Origin of the sequence: Pseudomonas sp. TNT3 (genome assembly GCF_010095445.2) — a bacterium.
GTDB lineage: Bacteria > Pseudomonadota > Gammaproteobacteria > Pseudomonadales > Pseudomonadaceae > Aquipseudomonas.
This window is the reverse complement of record NZ_WFGV02000001.1, coordinates 1-16,935: the sequence shown is the minus strand read 5'-3', so window position 1 is coordinate 16,935 and position 16,935 is coordinate 1. Positions and strand designations below refer to the sequence as shown.

The window sequence follows — 16,935 nt, the reverse complement described above, 5'->3', positions numbered from 1 at the left end:
ATTTTTTACGGTTTAGAATGAGCACACAATGAAGCCGAATTATTTGGTAATGCTCGCCGCTTATAACGGTATGCAATGGATTTCTGATCAAGTTAATTCTATTCTCGCTCAGGAAGGTGTTGCAGTAACGCTCCTGATAAGTGTCGATAGTTCAAGTGACGGAACCGAACAGTGGGTGACTGATCTGGCCGAATCGGACCCTCGTGTTAAATATGTCGCTCATGGAGAGAAGTTTGGTGGTGCCGCGCGTAATTTCTTTCGGCTGATAAAAGATGCGCCTTTGGACGGTTTTGATTACTTTTCGTTTGCGGATCAGGATGATTTATGGCTACCCGACAAGCTGATCCGTGCGGTGGGCGTAATCGCCGAAAATAAAGCAGATGGATATTCGGCTAATGTCACTGCTTTTTGGCCGGATGGACGAGAAGCACTGATCGTTAAAGCGCAACCCCAAGTGCAATACGATCATTTGTTTGAAGCAGCGGGTCCTGGTTGTACCTATGTGTTTTCCAGACGTTTGTTCTTGGAACTGCATCAGCATCTCACCGCACGTTACGTTGACGTGCAGAGCGTGACACTTCATGACTGGTACTGTTATGCATTCAGTCGGGCCCACGGCTACAAGTGGGTTATCGATTCCAATTCATACATGCGTTACCGGCAGCACGCAAACAATCAGGTTGGAGTAAACAGTGGCTTGAAGGCGTTTCGGGCCCGACTCTCGAAGGTGTTTGACGGCTGGTGGCTGAACCAGGCCGCCCTGATATCAAAGCTGGTCGGCGTTGAAGAGACTCCGTTCGTCCAGAGTTGGATCAAGTTGGGTGGAATCGATCTGGCCAGGCTTGCGTTGTCAGGCTACAAGTGCCGAAGACGATTACGCGATAAATTTGTTTTCATGGGCCTTTGCCTCTCGCTCGCCATAATGAGTTATAAAAAATGACCCAGATATTGGTCACGGGCAGCAGCGGATTCGTTGGACATCGCTTGGTCGAACAACTTACCGAACACTCCGAATTTCAGGTGAGGGCGCTGGTACGTAGTACGCCAGCTAAACCGCACGCGCAGGTTTCTTATCACTGCCTTGCTGATTTCTCGGAGATCAATGCTGACCACGACGCGTTGAGCCACGTTCAGGTGGTGATTCATTTGGCGTCACGTGTACACGTGATGAACGACACTGAAGTCGATCCGCTTGCGGCATTTCGAGCGATCAACGTTGGGCATACATTAAGTTTGGCGCGAAGTGCAGCAGTGGCGGGAGCCAAGAGATTTATTTTCGTCAGTTCGATTAAGGTCAATGGCGAGGGTACTGTTTCTGGCCGTCCTTACAGGGAAACTGATGCTCCTCAGCCATCAGACTTTTACGGCATCTCCAAACGGGAGGCGGAAGATGGGCTTCGTCTACTGGCGGCTGAAACTGGTATGGAAGTCGTCATTATCCGACCTGTACTGGTTTACGGCCCCGGGGTGAAAGCCAATTTCGCAAGCATGATGAAGTGGCTGCAAAAAGGTGTTCCGTTACCCTTTGGTGCGATACACAACCAACGCAGCCTTGTTGCACTCGACAATCTTGTGAACTTGATAGAGGTTTGCATCAACCATCCGGCTGCTGCTGATCAGACGTTTCTGGTAAGCGACGGCGAAGACGTTTCCACTACTCAGCTATTGAAAAAGCTTGCCAATGCGTTGAACTGCCCGGCGCGTTTGCTACCTGTGCCAGACTGGTTGCTGAAAGGTACCGCGGCATTGTTAGGGAAAAAAGCTCTTTCCCAGCGGCTTTGCGGTTCGCTACAGGTCGATATCAGCAAGGCTCAATCGTTGCTCGGATGGCACCCGGTACTCACATTGGATAAGGCATTGCGCAAGACCGCTGAACATTTTATTAATGAGCGAAATCAATGAAGTATTGGTATGTATTTCCGGTCGCTGTCCTGCTGGCGCTACTGTTGACTGCTGCATTGCGCCGATACGCATTGCATAAAAGTATTATCGACATACCTAATGCTCGGAGCTCGCACTCGGTTCCAACGCCGCGTGGTGGTGGCGTCGCGATTGTTTTGGCATTCCTTCTGTGTCTGGCTTTCATGGCCAGCCAGGAGCTGCAGCCTGTTGCTCAGATCATTGCAATGGTCGGTTCGGGTGCTTTGATAGCGGTGATCGGTTTTATGGATGATCACGGGCATATTGCAGCAAGATGGCGATTATTAGGCCATTTCGTGGCAGCAGGATGGGTGATGTACTGGATGGGCGGCTTGCCGTTACTGACTGTTTTCGGTTTTACAATTGATCTCGGTTGGTTTGGTAGTGCATTAGCGGCTGTCTACCTTGTCTGGATGCTTAACCTATACAATTTTATGGATGGTATTGATGGTCTCGCCAGTCTAGAAGCGATCTGTGCATGCCTCGGGTTGTCCTTCATCTACTACCTGACGGGACAGGCAGCCTTGATATGGGCACCGCTCATGCTGAGCATGACTGTTGCCGGATTCCTGTACTGGAATTTCCCCCCCGCCCGCATCTTCATGGGGGATGCCGGTAGCGGTTTCCTGGGAATCATTCTGGGCGCCCTTTCGATTCAAGCTGCGTGGGCCGGTAGCGAGTTCTTTTTTGCCTGGCTGATCATGTTGGGTGTCTTTGTCGTTGACGCAACGTTTACGCTGATTCGACGACTGGTGAGAGGGGATAAAGTCTATGAGGCGCATCGCAGCCATGGTTATCAGTTCGCCTCTCGTCAATTTGGCAAGCACTTGCCCGTGACAATCGGCGTCACGCTGATCAACCTGCTTTGGTTGCTTCCTATCTCACTCAGCGTAACCTTGCTTCAACTGGACGGCGCGACTGGATTGCTAATAGCCTATATTCCGTTGATCATTCTGGCGTTGAAATTCAAGGCAGGTTCGCTAGAGAAAGCTGGCTGAAGGCGGCTACATTTTATAGTTGGATTATCAGGAAAAGATGGCGCGTGAAATCTGGGGATGATAACGAAGTGATAGATGGATTCATGGGGCATGTTCGCGCTTGGTTGCTGGCCTTGACCCGACGTCAGAAACGCCTCATACAGGTCGTGGCCGACATTCTGTTGGTATGGGTATCGCTGTGGCTTTCTTTTGTCGTTCGTCTTGGCCTTGACGATATTATCAACCCGTTCACTATGCACCGCTGGCTCTTCATTTTCGCTCCAATCGTCGCCATTCCGCTGTTCATACGTTTCGGTATGTACCGAGCAGTGATGCGCTATTTTGGAAATGACGCGCTAATCGCAATTATCAAGGCGGTCAGCTTGTCCGCGTTGGTCTTGGGTGTAATCGTCTACTGGTACAGTAATCACGAAACCGTCGTACCTCGCTCGATAATCTTTAATTATTGGTGGTTGAGCCTGGTCATGATCGGCGGTTTGCGCCTCGCCATGCGCCAGTACTTTCTGGGCGACTGGTTCGCGGCAGCTCAACATGTGCCGTTTACCAGCAGGGATGATGGTTTGCCCAAGGTTGCCATCTATGGTGCAGGTGCTGCCGGCAACCAATTAGTGGCTGCGTTGCGAATGGGGCGGGTAATGCGCCCGGTGGCGTTTATAGATGACGACAGCGGGATTGCCGATCGGATCATTTCCGGGCTGCAGGTCTTCAAGCCCAAGCATATCCAGCAAATGATCGATACAACAGGTGCCCAGGAAATCCTCTTGGCGATACCTTCATCAAACCGAGGCCGACGCCGAGAAATTCTTGGTTTCCTCGAGGGGTTTCCTCTACATGTTCGTAGTGTCCCGGGCTTCATGGATTTGGCGAGCGGGCGAGTCAAGGTCGATGATATTCAGGAAGTGGATATTGCGGACTTGCTTGGTCGTGACGCAGTACCTGCTCAAGGAAACCTGCTCGAACACTGCATCAAGGGGCAGTCGGTCCTGGTGACAGGGGCGGGCGGATCCATTGGTTCAGAGCTTTGCCGCCAGATCCTTTCCCTGCACCCGACGACACTTTTGTTGTTCGAACACAGTGAATTCAATTTGTATTCGATCCTGTCGGAGCTGGAACAGCGTATCGCCCGCGAGTCGCTCCCGGTCCGATTGTTACCCATCCTGGGGTCTGTACGAAATCAGGGGAAATTGCTGGATGTCATGAAAGCCTGGCGAGTAGATACCGTCTATCACGCGGCGGCCTACAAGCATGTGCCCATGGTTGAGCACAATATTGCCGAAGGCGTGTTGAACAACGTCATAGGCACGCTGAATACCGCGCAAGCAGCATTGACCGCAGGCGTGGCAAATTTTGTGCTCATTTCCACTGATAAAGCGGTACGACCGACCAACGTTATGGGCAGTACCAAGCGCCTTTCCGAGTTGACGTTGCAGGCTCTCAGCCGCGAACTCGCACCGGTATTGTTTGGTGATAGCTCGAATATTTCACGGGTGAACAAGACCCGGTTCACTATGGTACGTTTTGGTAACGTATTGGGTTCTTCAGGTTCAGTGATCCCGCTTTTCTATAAGCAAATCAAATCGGGCGGACCGCTCACGGTTACTCATCCCAAAATCACACGTTACTTCATGACTATTCCGGAAGCGGCGCAACTGGTTATCCAGGCAGGCTCTATGGGGTTGGGGGGCGACGTGTTTGTTCTGGACATGGGCGAACCAGTGAAGATCGTCGAATTGGCGGAGAAGATGATTCATCTCTCAGGGTTGAGTGTGCGGTCGGAAAAAAATCCGCACGGCGATATTTCAATCGAGTTCACTGGTCTGCGCCCGGGTGAAAAACTTTACGAAGAGCTGTTGATCGGGGATAACGTCGCTGCCACTGAGCATCCGATGATTATGAGTGCGAACGAGGACCATTTGTCCTGGGACGTACTCAAGTCCAAATTGAGCGATCTCCTCGCTGCTGTGGAGCAGGACGACTACACCCGCGTCCGTCAATTGCTTCGAGAAACCGTCAGCGGCTACACCCCTGACGGCGAGATCGTCGACTGGATCTACCAGCAACGTCGTCTTGAGCCCTGATTGTTTCACATCCCGCAACAGACACACTTTTGACAGACCCCATACATCGCCTAAATTTGGGAGGCAGCTTCGGAAAAGCTGCTTTCCTAATCGATGTCATGGAGCTTCAAATATGCGTACCGGTTACCTCTCCTCTCTGATTTTTGCCCTGCTCACCAGCCTCTCGATCAGCGCCACTGCTGCGCCCGCAGCCAAGCCCGAGACTGGCAATCCCCCTGCAGTGATGGAAGCTGCTCCAAAGGAAATGTCAGGCAAAGTCGACCTCAATGGTGCCGACGCGCCAACTTTGCAGCGAGAACTGACAGGTGTTGGTGAAGCAAAGGCCCAGGCGATTGTTGCATATCGCGATATGAACGGGCCCTTTGCATCCGTAGATGAGCTGCTGGAAGTGAAGGGGATCGGCAAAGCGATTCTGGATAAAAACCGTGAGAAGCTCGAGGTGAACTAAGCTGATTGTTCAGCGCTAGGAAGGCCGGTCATTGACCGGCCTTTTTTCGTTATGGCGCAGTACAAAACTCTTGTGCAATTTAAGGCGAGCCACTCGGCAAGGCACCTCCTTTCGTCGGAGCCTAAAAAATTACGACTATCATATGCACTTTGGATTATGCCTATAATAAATACGTCGTCCAACGAACCGCTCGTACGTTCTCACCCTCAGCCTCTCCCCAGGAGCACCCTTTATGAACTCTCCCAAAGCCCAAGGAACCGCTCTCGTCACTGGTGCATCTTCCGGCATCGGTGCAATTTACGCCGAGCGTCTGGCCGCCCGTGGTTTTGACCTGCTCCTGGTCGCACGCGATCAGGAGCGCCTCGACGCAGCCGCAACCAGGCTGCGAACAGAGCACGGTATACAAGTCGAAGTGCTCAAGGCAGATCTGACGCGAAAGGACGACGTGTTAAAACTCGAACAGCGCCTGCGCAGCGATTCCAGTATCAGCCTCCTGCTGAACAATGCCGGCGTCGCGGCCGATGGTCTCCTGGCCAACTCCGACATGGACCAGCTTGAGCGTTTGATCCAGCTCAACATCACGGCAGTCACGCGGTTGGCCTCGGCGGCGGCGGCAAGTTTTTCCAAGGCGGGTCGTGGGACGATCATCAACATTGCTTCGGTCGTGGCATTGTTTCCCGAGCGCTTCAACGCGACTTACAGCGCCAGCAAGGCATATGTGTTAAGTCTGACCCAGTCGTTGAACGCCGAATTGGACGGCACGGGTGTCAAGGTCCAGGCCGTATTGCCAGGGGTGACGCGCACCGAAATCTGGGAGCGTTCCGGTATCGATGCGACGCAAATTCCTGCGGATATGGTGATGGAAGCCGGTGAAATGGTAGATGCGGCGTTGTCTGGTCTGGACCAAGGTGAGCTCATCACCATTCCTTCGTTACCGGACGCTGGCGATTGGGAAGCGTTTGTAGCGGCGCGTCATGTGATGGCGCCGAATCTGTCTAAAAGCAAGGCGGCCACGCGTTACAAGTGAGGCGCCATGAATCGGATTGAGGTGTGTGCGGTATGAGTGATCGTCGAATAGTAGTAACGGGTATGGGGCTGGTATCGCCTCTGGGCAGCGACGTTGAAGCGGTCTGGGAGCGCCTTCTGGCTGGCCAATCCGGGTTGCGTATTTTGCCGGAGGAGGTGGTTGCGGACTTGCCCGCCAGAGTGGGTGGCGTGGTGCCGACGCTGGCTGAAGATGCCGAGGCCGGTTTTGATCCGGATCGGGCGACGCCTCCTAAAGAACAGAAGAAGATGGATCGCTTCATTCTGTTTGCGATGGAGGCGGCGCGTCAGGCGCTGGAGCAGGCGGGTTGGCAAGCGCTGGACGCCACTGCACAGGAGCGCACTGCAACCATTATCGGTTCGGGTGTCGGTGGTTTCGGCGCGATTGCCGATGCCGTTCGCACCACCGACACGCGTGGACCACGGCGGTTGTCGCCGTTCACCATTCCGTCATTTCTGGTCAATCTCGCGGCGGGCCACGTGTCGATTCAGCACGCTTTCAAGGGCCCTCTGGGCGCTCCGGTGACAGCGTGTGCCGCTGGCGTGCAGGCGATTGGCGATGCGGCGCGGTTGATTCGTAGTGGTGAGGCGGATATTGCGGTGTGTGGTGGTGCCGAAGCGGCTATCGATCGTGTCAGTCTTGCCGGGTTTGCCGCTGCTCGTGCTTTGTCCAGCGGTTACAACGACACCCCCGAGCGTGCGTCGCGGCCATTCGACAGTGGCCGCGATGGTTTCGTCATGGGGGAGGGCTCAGGCCTTCTGGTGATCGAGTCATTGGAACATGCGTTGGCTCGTGGTGCTCAACCATTGGCAGAACTGGTCGGTTACGGTACCAGCGCTGATGCTTATCACCTGACCGCAGGCCCTGAAGACGGCAGTGGTGCGAGACGGGCAATGTCGCTGGCGTTGGCACAAGCCGGCATCTCGCCTGCGCAGGTGCAGCATCTCAATGCTCACGCGACGTCGACGCCGGTCGGTGATCTGGGGGAGTTGGCGGCCATCAAGTCGTTGTTCGGCACCGACAATAATATCGCGGTGACGTCGACCAAATCCGCAACCGGGCATTTGCTCGGCGCAGCGGGCGGGATCGAGGCAATCTTCACGTTGTTGGCGATTCGCGATCAAGTGGTGCCCGCGACGCTCAACTTTGAAAACCCTGACCCGGCAGCGCAAGGCGTGGACATCGTTCATGGTCAGCCGCGCCCGATGGCCATCGAATACGCGTTGTCGAACGGCTTCGGGTTTGGTGGGGTTAACGCCAGCGTGCTGTTCAAGCGCTGGCAGGGTTAATCCTGCGATCGCTTGAGGTGATCACGAGTGACGTCGAGAATCCGCCGGGCCAGTTCGGGATTCTCGACGCTGCGTGACAGCAGCAGTGCGCCGACCAGCGTCGACATGATGACAATGCTGCGATCTTCGGCGTCGTCACCTTCCAGTGTTCCTCGCACCTGTTCCAGCCTTGCATTGAGGATGGTATCGGAGGTTGCGCTGGGCTGTCCGCGCAGACCTAATTCCGATGACATGGTTGGGAGCGGGCAACCCTGATGCGGCGATGTCTGGTGCCATTCGGAGAGATAGCGGTCGATGAAGGCTTCAAGCGGCCGTTCCTCGGCAAACAACATTGCGCAAACGCCTTCCACTTCTTCGCCCGCAGCTTGCAGCGCTTTTTCTACCAGTTCGTCCTTGGAGGCGAAGTGCGAGTAAAAACCACCGTGAGTCAGGCCTAAAGCTTTCATCAAGGGTTGCAGGCCAGTGGCGCCAATTCCATCGCGGCGAAAGCGTGCAGCAGCTTCCTTGATAATACGTTGGTGGGTTTGGGCTTTATGATCCTGCGAGTAACGCATCTTAAATCTCCACGGCAATGCGTCAGTTTAACCAAGGAAACATAGATGGTGACTGTACTTCTACTTCTAAAAAAGCACACAGATGCTTCGAATCGAATTCCGGATATTTAGTTGCTGGCACGAATAGTGATTACTCGTTTGCCGACTGACCACTGAGGCCGGCGAACTTGCACGGCGTTCACTGACTGAGGATTCGTGCCATGTACAAAGACTATCCAGCGGCCTATCAGGTCAGCAAAGGCTCTGCGTTGCAGGTTGATACTGCCTTTTACGACCGGATTCGCGAGGCGAAGGACGGGCGCACGCTGGTCGAACAGTTCGAGGTCCCCATTCGCACCGGCCGCGCCTGGAATGTGCCGGCCGGGCATGTGTTTCGTGTCACCACACCCGTCGGGCCACAAGTGGGGGACTTCAACGTCTGGAACGCCAATGATCCGCGGGAACGCTTGTGGGCAGCCCGTACCCGGCAGTTGCAGGGCGCCCATGTCAGCACCCATGACCGGCTCTGGTCGAACCTGCCATTTTTACGGCCATTGGTGACCATTACGGATGACAGTCTGGCCGGTTATGGCATCGACGAGCATGGTGGACGCCTGCACGATTTGCTCGGCACTCGCTGCGATCCGTATGTAAATAAAATGCTTACGGGTGAGGATTTCCATCACCACTGTCATTCGAACCTGACCCGCGCCGTGCTGCCCCACGGTCTGACAGAGTTCGATGTGCATGACGTGCTGAATATTTTTCAGTGCACCGGTCTCAATCATGACGATATGTACTTCATGAAGGCGTGTCCGGCGCAGAAGGGCGATTACCTGGAGTTCTTTGCCGAGATCGATCTGCTGTGCGCGCTCTCGACCTGTCCAGGTGGCGATTTGTCACTGGCCATGTGGGGGCCGGATGCACAGGATCCGCTGAGCGTGTGTCGTCCGCTGGGCGTGGAAATTTATCGATTGGAGGATGCGTTGCTTGAAGGCTGGAGTCAGCCGGAACGTGCGGCGTACAACGGGATGCATGGCTTGCAGGTCGCAAAAGCCGATTGGGAAAAGTAGAAACACATGTGGCGAGAGAGCCGGCTCCCTCGCCACATTTACACTTCAGCGGTCCTGCGCTTCCTTGGCATCCATTTCCGCATTGCGTTCAGCGACGCGTTTCCGTTGCTCTTCGGTAAGATCGACCTTGGTGGCGGTGTCACGCAACATCATCAAACCACCAACGATCGAGCCGATTGCAACGACCAGAATCAACCAGGCATACCAGGGCATAGGGCTCTCCTTGAGGGGCAGGCCGGTGGCGCAGTTCGCCAACCGATCGTGCATACCACTTTGAGCGATTTATTTTCGCAGTGGTTCCATTCTATGCCTGATCTGCCCTACACGCCCCACCACGTTATAGCCCGGTCAACATCGCATCCGCCGGCGCGTCGGCCCGCAGTTGCGCCGTCAGCATGAAGTATACAAAACCCACCGCCATGAACCCGAGGAAGATCAACCCGATCAGCGTGTTGAACCACGCCATCGCCACCAGGCACACCACTGCCAGCAGCAGCGCAATGAACGGCACCAGTGGATAGCAGGGCGCGCGGAACGTCCGCTCGAGATTCGGTTCGGTTTTACGCAGTTTGAACAGGCTGAGCATGCTCATGATGTACATCACGATGGCGCCAAACACCGCCATGGTGATCATCGCCGCTGTCAGCGTCATTCCGCCGAGGTTGATCAAGCCGTCACTGTAAATCGCTGCAATCCCGATCACGCCGCCAGCAATAATTGCCCGGTGCGGGGTCTGGAAACGAGAGAGCTTGGCCAGGGATTTAGGCAGATAACCGGCCCGGGCCAACGCGAAGAATTGCCGTGAGTAACCCAGGATGATTCCGTGGAAACTCGCCACCAAGCCGAACAGGCCGATCCAGACCAACATGTGCAACCAGCCGGAGTTTTCTCCAACCACGGTTTTCATGGCTTGCGGCAGCGGATCGTTGATGTTCGACAGAGTACGCCAGTCGCCAACGCCACCCGCAAAGAACATCACCCCCATCGCCAGTACCACCAGGGTCAGGATGCCGCTGATGTAAGCTTTTGGAATCGTGCGTTTCGGGTCCTTGGCTTCTTCAGCCGCCATGGCGGCGCCTTCGATGGCCAGGAAAAACCAGATGGCGAAGGGGATCGCTGCGAACATCCCGGCAATTGCCGGCGCCCCGAACACATCAGATCCTGCCCAGCCGTTGAGGGCAAAGTTGCTGAAACTGAACGCCGGCGCGACCACGCCCATGAACACCAGCAGTTCGGCGACCGCAAGCACACAGACCACCAGTTCAAAGGTTGCGGCCAGTTTCACCCCAAGAATATTCAGCCCCATGAACACGATGTACGCCCCCACCGCCGCGTGTTTCGGATCGAGACCGGGGAACTGCACGTTCAGGTAAGCGCCGATTGCCAATGCAATCGCCGGCGGGGCGAAAACGAATTCGATCAGTGTCGCCAGCCCGGCGATCAAGCCTCCTTTCTCGCCAAAAGCGCGACGGCTGTAGGCAAAGGGACCGCCGGCATGGGGTATCGCGGTGGTCAGCTCGGTAAAACTGAAGATGAAGCAGGTGTACATCGTGGCGACCATGAACGACGTCACCAGAAAACCGAGAGTACCGGCCACGCCCCAGCCATAACTCCAGCCGAAATACTCACCGGAAATCACCAGCCCGACTGCAATGCCCCACAGGTGTAGCGTGCCGAGCGTGGGTTTGAGTTGTGTGTTCATGCGCTTGCTCCCTGAACGGTTTGGAAAGCTCGGGGAGGTCGCGTGCAGTGGACGTGCCAGTGTGGGGTTGTGTGTCGTAAAGCGCGGAAAGCTGTCGTATCGAGGATGTTTGCAGTTCGATGGCTGCATTTCGATGCTCCAGTTGAGTGCGCTGTTACCTGTTGTGTCGTCATCGCGAGCAAGCCCGGCCACCGCTGTAACAAACCCATAAACCCACTCTTTACACCTTCTTTACGCCCCTCCACATCCCTCGATCTCGCGCCTTTACACCCTCCTTCCCGACAATGACTCCACACGCGGCAATACGCCGTAACACGGAGAACTTCCATGAGCGTTCTGGACGGAGTGTCGCTGCTGCTGGCAGTGGGACTGTTCATTTATCTGTTGGTTGCGCTGTTGCGCGCGGACCGGAACTAGGAGCGGCTATGCACAGTTATGACTATTGGCTGATCCTCGCCTTCTTCGCCATCGTGCTGATACCGGCACCGTTTCTGGGGCGGTTCTACTACAAGGTGATGGAAGGGCAGCGCACCTGGCTGACCCCGATCCTCGGTCCGGTGGAGCGCGGCTGTTATCGCGTGGCCGGCGTTGACCCGCAGGTCGAGCAGAGCTGGCAGAAGTACACCCTGGCCTTGCTCGCCTTCAACCTTGCAGGATTCCTGCTGTTGTTTGCGATTCTGTTGTTTCAGGATTACCTGCCACTCAACCCGCAGAATTTGCCTGGCCAGGAGTGGACGCAAGCGTTCAATACCGCCGTCAGCTTCATGACCAACACCAACTGGCAGTCGTACAGCGGTGAAGCCACGCTCAGCTACTTGAGCCAGATGGTCGGCCTCACCGTGCAGAACTTCGTCAGCGCCGCCACCGGTCTCGCTGTGCTGGTTGCGTTGTGTCGCGGTATCGGTCGCAAGTCGGCTCAAACCCTGGGCAACTTCTGGGTCGACATGACCCGTGCCACCCTCTACGGCTTGCTGCCGCTGTGCCTGCTGCTGGCGCTGTTTCTGGTCTGGCAGGGCGTGCCGCAAACCTTCGCTCACTACGTGAATGCCGTGACGATGCAAGGTGTCGACCAGGTGATTCCGCTCGGTCCGGCTGCGAGCCAGATTGCGATCAAGCAACTGGGCACTAATGGCGGTGGCTTCTTCGGGGTCAACTCGGCGCACCCGTTCGAGAACCCGACGGCGTGGAGCAACCTGTTCGAGGTGTCGTCGATCATCCTGATTCCGGTCGCGCTGGTGTTCACCTTCGGCCATTACGTAAAAGACCTGCGTCAGAGCCGCGCAATCATCGCCTGCATGCTGGCGCTGTTTTTGATCGGTGGCGCGACCTCGTTGTGGGCTGAGTACCAACCCAATCCGACCCTGAACAACGTCGCCGTCGAACAGACTGCGCCGCTGGAAGGCAAGGAAGCACGCTTTGGTACCACCGCTACGGTGCTCTGGTCGGTCACCACGACGGCTGCATCCAACGGCTCGGTCAATGGCATGCACGACAGCCTCAACCCGCTGAGCGGCATGGTCGCGATGGTCAATATGATGGTCGGCGAAGTGATTTTCGGCGGCGTCGGCGCCGGGCTCTACGGCATGTTGCTCAACGTACTGATCGCGGTGTTTCTCGCCGGCCTGATGATCGGTCGCACGCCGGAATACCTCGGCAAGAAACTGGCGGCCCGGGAAGTCCAGTTACTGGTGGTGACCTTGCTGGTAATGCCGGTGGGTGTGCTGGTGCTGGGTGCTATCGCGGCGAGTCTGCCGGGTCCGGTCGCTGCGGTGAGTAACCCGGGCGCTCACGGATTCAGCCAGTTGCTTTACGCCTACACCTCGGCCAGTGCCAACAACGGCTCTGCGTTTGCCGGTTTGGGTGCCAACACCGCGTTCCATAACCTGATGCTCGGCCTGGGCATGTTGATCGGTCGTTTCGGCTACATCCTTCCGGTGCTCGCGTTGGCTGGCAGCCTGGCAATGAAGAAATCCGCCCCGATCGGCCAGAACAGCTTTCCGACCCATGGCCCGTTGTTCGTCACCTTGCTGACGGTGACCATTTTGCTGGTGGGCGGCCTGACGTTCCTGCCAGCCCTGGCGCTGGGTCCGATTGCCGAACACTTGAGCATGGGCTTCTGAGCCTGGTTCTTTTAAGGAGCTGATGATGAATATGCCCGCAATCAAACCGGCCGCCGCCAAGGCACCGGAACAACCGAAAACCGCGATCTCGGCCCTCTGGCGCCCGGCGCTCGTGCAAGCGTTCGTCAAGCTTGACCCACGCCAGCTGCAGCGTGCGCCAGTGATGCTGGTCGTTGAACTGACCGCGATCCTGACCACCGTTTTGTGCTTCATTCCAGATGCGGCGGTACCCACTTTCGTCGCGGCGCAAATCGCCTTGTGGCTGTGGTTTACCGTGCTGTTCGCCAACTTCGCCGAAGCCTTGGCTGAAGGACGCGGCAAGGCCCGCGCTGACAGCCTCAAAGCCGGCAGCGAAGGTTTGAGCGCTCGACGCAAGACCGCCAATGGCACCTTCCAGATCGTGCCCGCCACCAGCCTGCGCAAGGACGACGTGGTGCGCGTCGAGGGGGGGGAAATGATCCCCGGCGACGGCGAAGTCATAGAAGGCATCGCGGCCGTCAACGAAGCAGCGATTACCGGTGAATCCGCACCGGTGATTCGTGAGTCCGGTGGCGACCGCTCGGCAGTGACCGGCAACACTCGCCTGGTGTCCGACTGGCTGCTGGTGCGGATCACCGCCAACCCCGGTGAGTCGACTCTGGACCGCATGATCGCCCTGGTCGAAGGCGCCAAACGCCAGAAAACCCCGAACGAAGTCGCGCTCGACATCTTGTTGATCGGTCTGACGCTGATCTTCCTGCTGGTGGTCGTCACCCTGCAACCGTTTGCCCACTTCGCCAATGGCAGCCTGCCGCTGGTGTTTCTGGTGGCGTTGTTGGTCACGCTGATTCCGACAACCATTGGCGGTCTGTTGTCCGCCATCGGTATCGCCGGCATGGACCGACTGGTGCGCCTGAACGTGATTGCCAAGTCCGGTCGCGCCGTGGAAGCGGCGGGGGACGTACACGTTTTGCTGCTGGACAAGACCGGCACCATCACCTTCGGCAACCGTCGCTGCACGGCTGTTTATGCGGCGCCAGGGGTGAGCAGCAAGGAGCTGGCGGAGGGCGCGTTGTTCGCCTCCCTGGCGGACGACACGGCGGAAGGTAAATCCATCGTCGAGTACCTGCGCGGCCTTCATCCACAACCAGAGCCATCCGCTGAAACCCTGACGGCGGTGCCCTTCAGCGCCGAGACGCGCCTGTCCGGTGTCGACTATCAAGGCCGCGTGTATCGCAAAGGTGCAGTGGATTCGTTGCTGGCGTTCGTCGGCCTGAAACGCGCTGATCTTGCACCGGCGCTGTCCCGGGAAATCGACAAGATTGCCCAGAGTGGCGGCACGCCGTTGCTGGTGTGCGCCGACGGAAAATTGCTCGGCGCGATACACCTCAAGGACGTGGTCAAGCCCGGTATTCGTGAGCGTTTTGCCGAGCTGCGCAAACTGGGGATTCGTACGGTCATGGTCACCGGCGACAACCCGTTGACCGCTGCGGCGATTGCGGCCGAGGCGGGCGTCGATGACGTACTGGCCGAGGCCACGCCGGAGAAAAAACTGGCGCGCATTCGTCACGAGCAAAACGACGGTCGACTGGTCGCGATGTGCGGCGACGGCGCCAACGATGCGCCCGCGCTGGCCCAGGCGGACGTCGGCATGGCGATGAACGACGGGACTCAAGCGGCTCGGGAAGCGGCGAATATGGTCGACCTCGACAGCGACCCGACCAAGCTGCTGGACGTGGTGCAAATCGGCAAGGAACTGCTGGTGACGCGCGGCGCGCTGACAACGTTTTCCATCGCCAACGACGTAGCCAAATACTTCGCGATCCTGCCGGCGTTGTTCGCCTCGATCTACCCGCAACTGGGCGTGCTGAACGTCATGCACCTGACCAGCCCGCAGAGCGCGATTCTGTCGGCGATTGTGTTCAACGCCTTGATCATTGTGGTGTTGATCCCGCTGGCGTTGCGCGGCGTGCGGGTGCAAGCGGCGAGTGCGGCGGCGCTGTTGCGACGCAACCTGTTGATCTATGGCTTGGGCGGGTTACTGGTGCCGTTCGTGGGGATCAAGGCGATCGACATGCTGCTCACGGCGTTGCATCTGGTTTGACCGTAACTGGCCGGTGCGGTGGTGTTTTTGTGGCGAGGGAGCTTGCTCCCGCTGGGCTGCGAAGCGGCCCTATCCCCAGTCCACCGCATCTGTTCAGGCTCACCGCGCTTGCCGTTTTGACGACTGCTTTGCAGCCGAGCGGGAGCAAGCTCCCTCGCCACAGGTGATGTGTGTATTTCCAATAAATTCGAGGATTTTGAAATGTCCACAATGATACGTCCGGCCCTGAGCCTATTGGTCCTCATGACCCTGATCACCGGCGTCGCCTACCCACTGGTTGTCACCGGTGTGGCCCAGGTGGCTTTCCCCGACCAGGCCAACGGCAGCCTCGTACGCGACGAGGCCGGCAAGGTCCGTGGCTCTTCGCTGATCGCCCAGGATTTCACCGGTGACAGCTGGTTCCATCCACGTCCATCCGCGGGTGCCTTCGCCACAATTTCGAGCAGCGCCAGCAACCTCTCGCCGAGCAATCCGGCCCTGGCCACTCGGGTGATCGACGACGCCAGCAAGCTGCTGGTGCCAGGGCAGGGACCGGTGCCTCTGGCACTGCTCACTACTTCTGGCAGCGGCCTCGACCCGCACTTGCCACCGGCAGCGATTAGCTATCAACTGGCGCGTGTTGCGGCGGCGCGGAATCTGCCGGTGTCTACGCTTGAGCAGTTGATGAATGCAAACATCGAGCAGCCCTTGGTGGGGCCGCCGGTGGTGAATGTGTTGGCGCTGAACATGGCGCTTGAGAACCTGTAGATCGGTGGTGCCAGCAATCGCGAGCAGGCCGCTCCCACATTGGATCTGTGGCGGACAAAGGATCCTCTGTCACATAGGATTCATGTGCACTGAAGATCCAATGTAGGAGTGAGCCTGCTCGCGATGACGGCTGAACAAACACCACGTCCTTACCTGAAAAAAGAGAAATGAAAGCATGAGCGACTCCGGCCGAGCCGACGCACTGTTAGCCGATTTACCCCGCGATGGCCGTGGCCGGCTCAAAGTATTCCTCGGCGCCGCCCCCGGTGTCGGCAAGACCTACGCCATGCTGCAAGCGGCGCACACCCAGTTGCGCCAGGGCGTGAAAGTCATCGCTGGCGTGGTTGAAACCCACGGTCGTGCCGAGACCGAAGCGCTGCTTGGTGGCCTGCCTCAACAGCCGTTGGTGCGCTCGGAGTACCGGGGCGTCATGCTTGAGGAAATGGACCTCGACGGTTTGCTCGCGGCCAAGCCGAAACTGGTGCTGGTTGACGAACTGGCCCACAGCAACGCCCCCGGCAGTCGCCACGCGAAACGTTGGCAGGACATTCAGGAACTGCTCGCCGCCGGCATCGATGTGTTCACCACGGTCAACGTCCAGCACCTGGAAAGCCTCAACGATCAAGTGCGTGGCATCACGGGCGTGCAGGTTCGCGAAACGCTTCCGGACTGGGTGCTGCAGGAAGCCTACGAACTGCTGCTGATCGACCTGCCGCCCCGCGAGCTCCTGGAGCGTCTGCGCGACGGCAAGGTCTACGTGCCGGAACAGGCCCGCGCTGCCATCGATGCCTTCTTCACCCAGACCAACCTCACCGCCCTGCGTGAGCTGGCGATGCAAACTGCCGCCGCCCAGGTCGACGATGATCTGGCCCAGGGCTACCGCCAGCTTGGCCAGGCAG

The 16,935-nt window shown here is 57.4% G+C and carries 15 protein-coding genes and 1 pseudogene; 13 read left to right on the top strand and 3 right to left on the bottom strand.

What is annotated here, in order from left to right; translation table 11 throughout:
* Positions 1-28 precede the first annotated feature (28 nt).
* From GBC55_RS00080 to fabF, 7 genes are all read left to right on the top strand, one after another.
* The gene (locus tag GBC55_RS00080) at positions 29-940 is read left to right on the top strand and encodes a glycosyltransferase (RefSeq protein ID WP_162436126.1); all 912 of its coding nucleotides are present in this window, start codon (positions 29-31) and stop codon (positions 938-940) included.
* Positions 937-1,902 (top strand): SDR family oxidoreductase, encoded by a 966-nt coding sequence (locus GBC55_RS00075; protein ID WP_162436127.1) that lies wholly within the window; start codon positions 937-939, stop codon positions 1,900-1,902. Before GBC55_RS00080 ends, GBC55_RS00075 begins: the two co-directional genes overlap by 4 nt.
* On the top strand, positions 1,899-2,918 hold the full coding sequence (locus tag GBC55_RS00070) for a glycosyltransferase family 4 protein (protein WP_162436128.1): 1,020 nt from the start codon (positions 1,899-1,901) through the stop codon (positions 2,916-2,918). The genes GBC55_RS00075 and GBC55_RS00070 overlap by 4 nt, the downstream gene beginning before the upstream one ends.
* An 83-nt stretch (positions 2,919-3,001) precedes the next feature.
* The gene (locus GBC55_RS00065; RefSeq protein ID WP_162436144.1) at positions 3,002-4,996 is read left to right on the top strand and encodes a nucleoside-diphosphate sugar epimerase/dehydratase; all 1,995 of its coding nucleotides are present in this window, start codon (positions 3,002-3,004) and stop codon (positions 4,994-4,996) included.
* 112 nt (positions 4,997-5,108) lie between these two features.
* A complete protein-coding gene (locus tag GBC55_RS00060) occupies positions 5,109-5,444 on the top strand; it encodes a helix-hairpin-helix domain-containing protein (RefSeq protein WP_162436129.1) in 336 nt (111 codons plus the stop codon).
* 232 nt (positions 5,445-5,676) lie between these two features.
* Positions 5,677-6,471: an SDR family oxidoreductase gene (locus GBC55_RS00055; protein ID WP_162436130.1), complete on the top strand. Its 795-nt coding sequence runs from the start codon at positions 5,677-5,679 to the stop codon at positions 6,469-6,471.
* A gap of 32 nt (positions 6,472-6,503) precedes the next feature.
* Positions 6,504-7,778 (top strand): beta-ketoacyl-ACP synthase II, encoded by a 1,275-nt coding sequence (gene fabF / locus GBC55_RS00050; protein ID WP_162436131.1) that lies wholly within the window; start codon positions 6,504-6,506, stop codon positions 7,776-7,778.
* Here fabF and GBC55_RS00045 read toward each other — a convergent pair.
* Positions 7,775-8,332: a TetR/AcrR family transcriptional regulator gene (locus GBC55_RS00045; RefSeq protein WP_162436132.1), complete on the bottom strand. Its 558-nt coding sequence runs from the start codon at positions 8,330-8,332 to the stop codon at positions 7,775-7,777. The genes fabF and GBC55_RS00045 overlap by 4 nt on opposite strands.
* Positions 8,333-8,532: 200 nt before the next feature.
* On the opposite strand from GBC55_RS00045, the gene GBC55_RS00040 reads away from it, so the two are divergent.
* A complete protein-coding gene (locus GBC55_RS00040) occupies positions 8,533-9,384 on the top strand; it encodes a DUF1989 domain-containing protein (RefSeq protein WP_162436133.1) in 852 nt (283 codons plus the stop codon).
* A gap of 45 nt (positions 9,385-9,429) precedes the next feature.
* Here the strand turns inward: GBC55_RS00040 and GBC55_RS00035 are convergent, their stop codons facing one another.
* Together GBC55_RS00035 and eat are read right to left on the bottom strand one after the other, a co-directional pair.
* On the bottom strand, positions 9,430-9,597 hold the full coding sequence (locus tag GBC55_RS00035; RefSeq protein WP_081744012.1) for a DUF2897 family protein: 168 nt from the start codon (positions 9,595-9,597) through the stop codon (positions 9,430-9,432).
* 124 nt (positions 9,598-9,721) lie between these two features.
* On the bottom strand, positions 9,722-11,086 hold the full coding sequence (eat, locus tag GBC55_RS00030) for an ethanolamine permease (protein ID WP_162436134.1): 1,365 nt from the start codon (positions 11,084-11,086) through the stop codon (positions 9,722-9,724).
* Positions 11,087-11,413: 327 nt separating this feature from the next.
* Here eat and kdpF point away from each other — a divergent pair, with 327 nt between their 5' ends.
* The 5 genes and pseudogenes from kdpF to GBC55_RS00005 form a co-directional block, all read left to right on the top strand.
* The gene (gene kdpF, locus GBC55_RS00025) at positions 11,414-11,503 is read left to right on the top strand and encodes a K(+)-transporting ATPase subunit F (protein ID WP_007899818.1); all 90 of its coding nucleotides are present in this window, start codon (positions 11,414-11,416) and stop codon (positions 11,501-11,503) included.
* 8 nt (positions 11,504-11,511) lie between these two features.
* Entirely contained in the window at positions 11,512-13,206 is a 1,695-nt protein-coding gene (kdpA, locus tag GBC55_RS00020) for a potassium-transporting ATPase subunit KdpA (protein WP_162436135.1), read from the top strand.
* 25 nt (positions 13,207-13,231) lie between these two features.
* Entirely contained in the window at positions 13,232-15,289 is a 2,058-nt protein-coding gene (gene kdpB / locus GBC55_RS00015; RefSeq protein ID WP_162436136.1) for a potassium-transporting ATPase subunit KdpB, read from the top strand.
* Between the two features lie 201 nt (positions 15,290-15,490).
* Positions 15,491-16,036, top strand: coding sequence for a potassium-transporting ATPase subunit KdpC (kdpC, locus tag GBC55_RS00010; protein ID WP_162436137.1), 546 nt, complete (start codon positions 15,491-15,493; stop codon positions 16,034-16,036).
* 175 nt (positions 16,037-16,211) lie between these two features.
* Positions 16,212-16,935: pseudogene (locus tag GBC55_RS00005) on the top strand (histidine kinase); the annotation flags it as partial.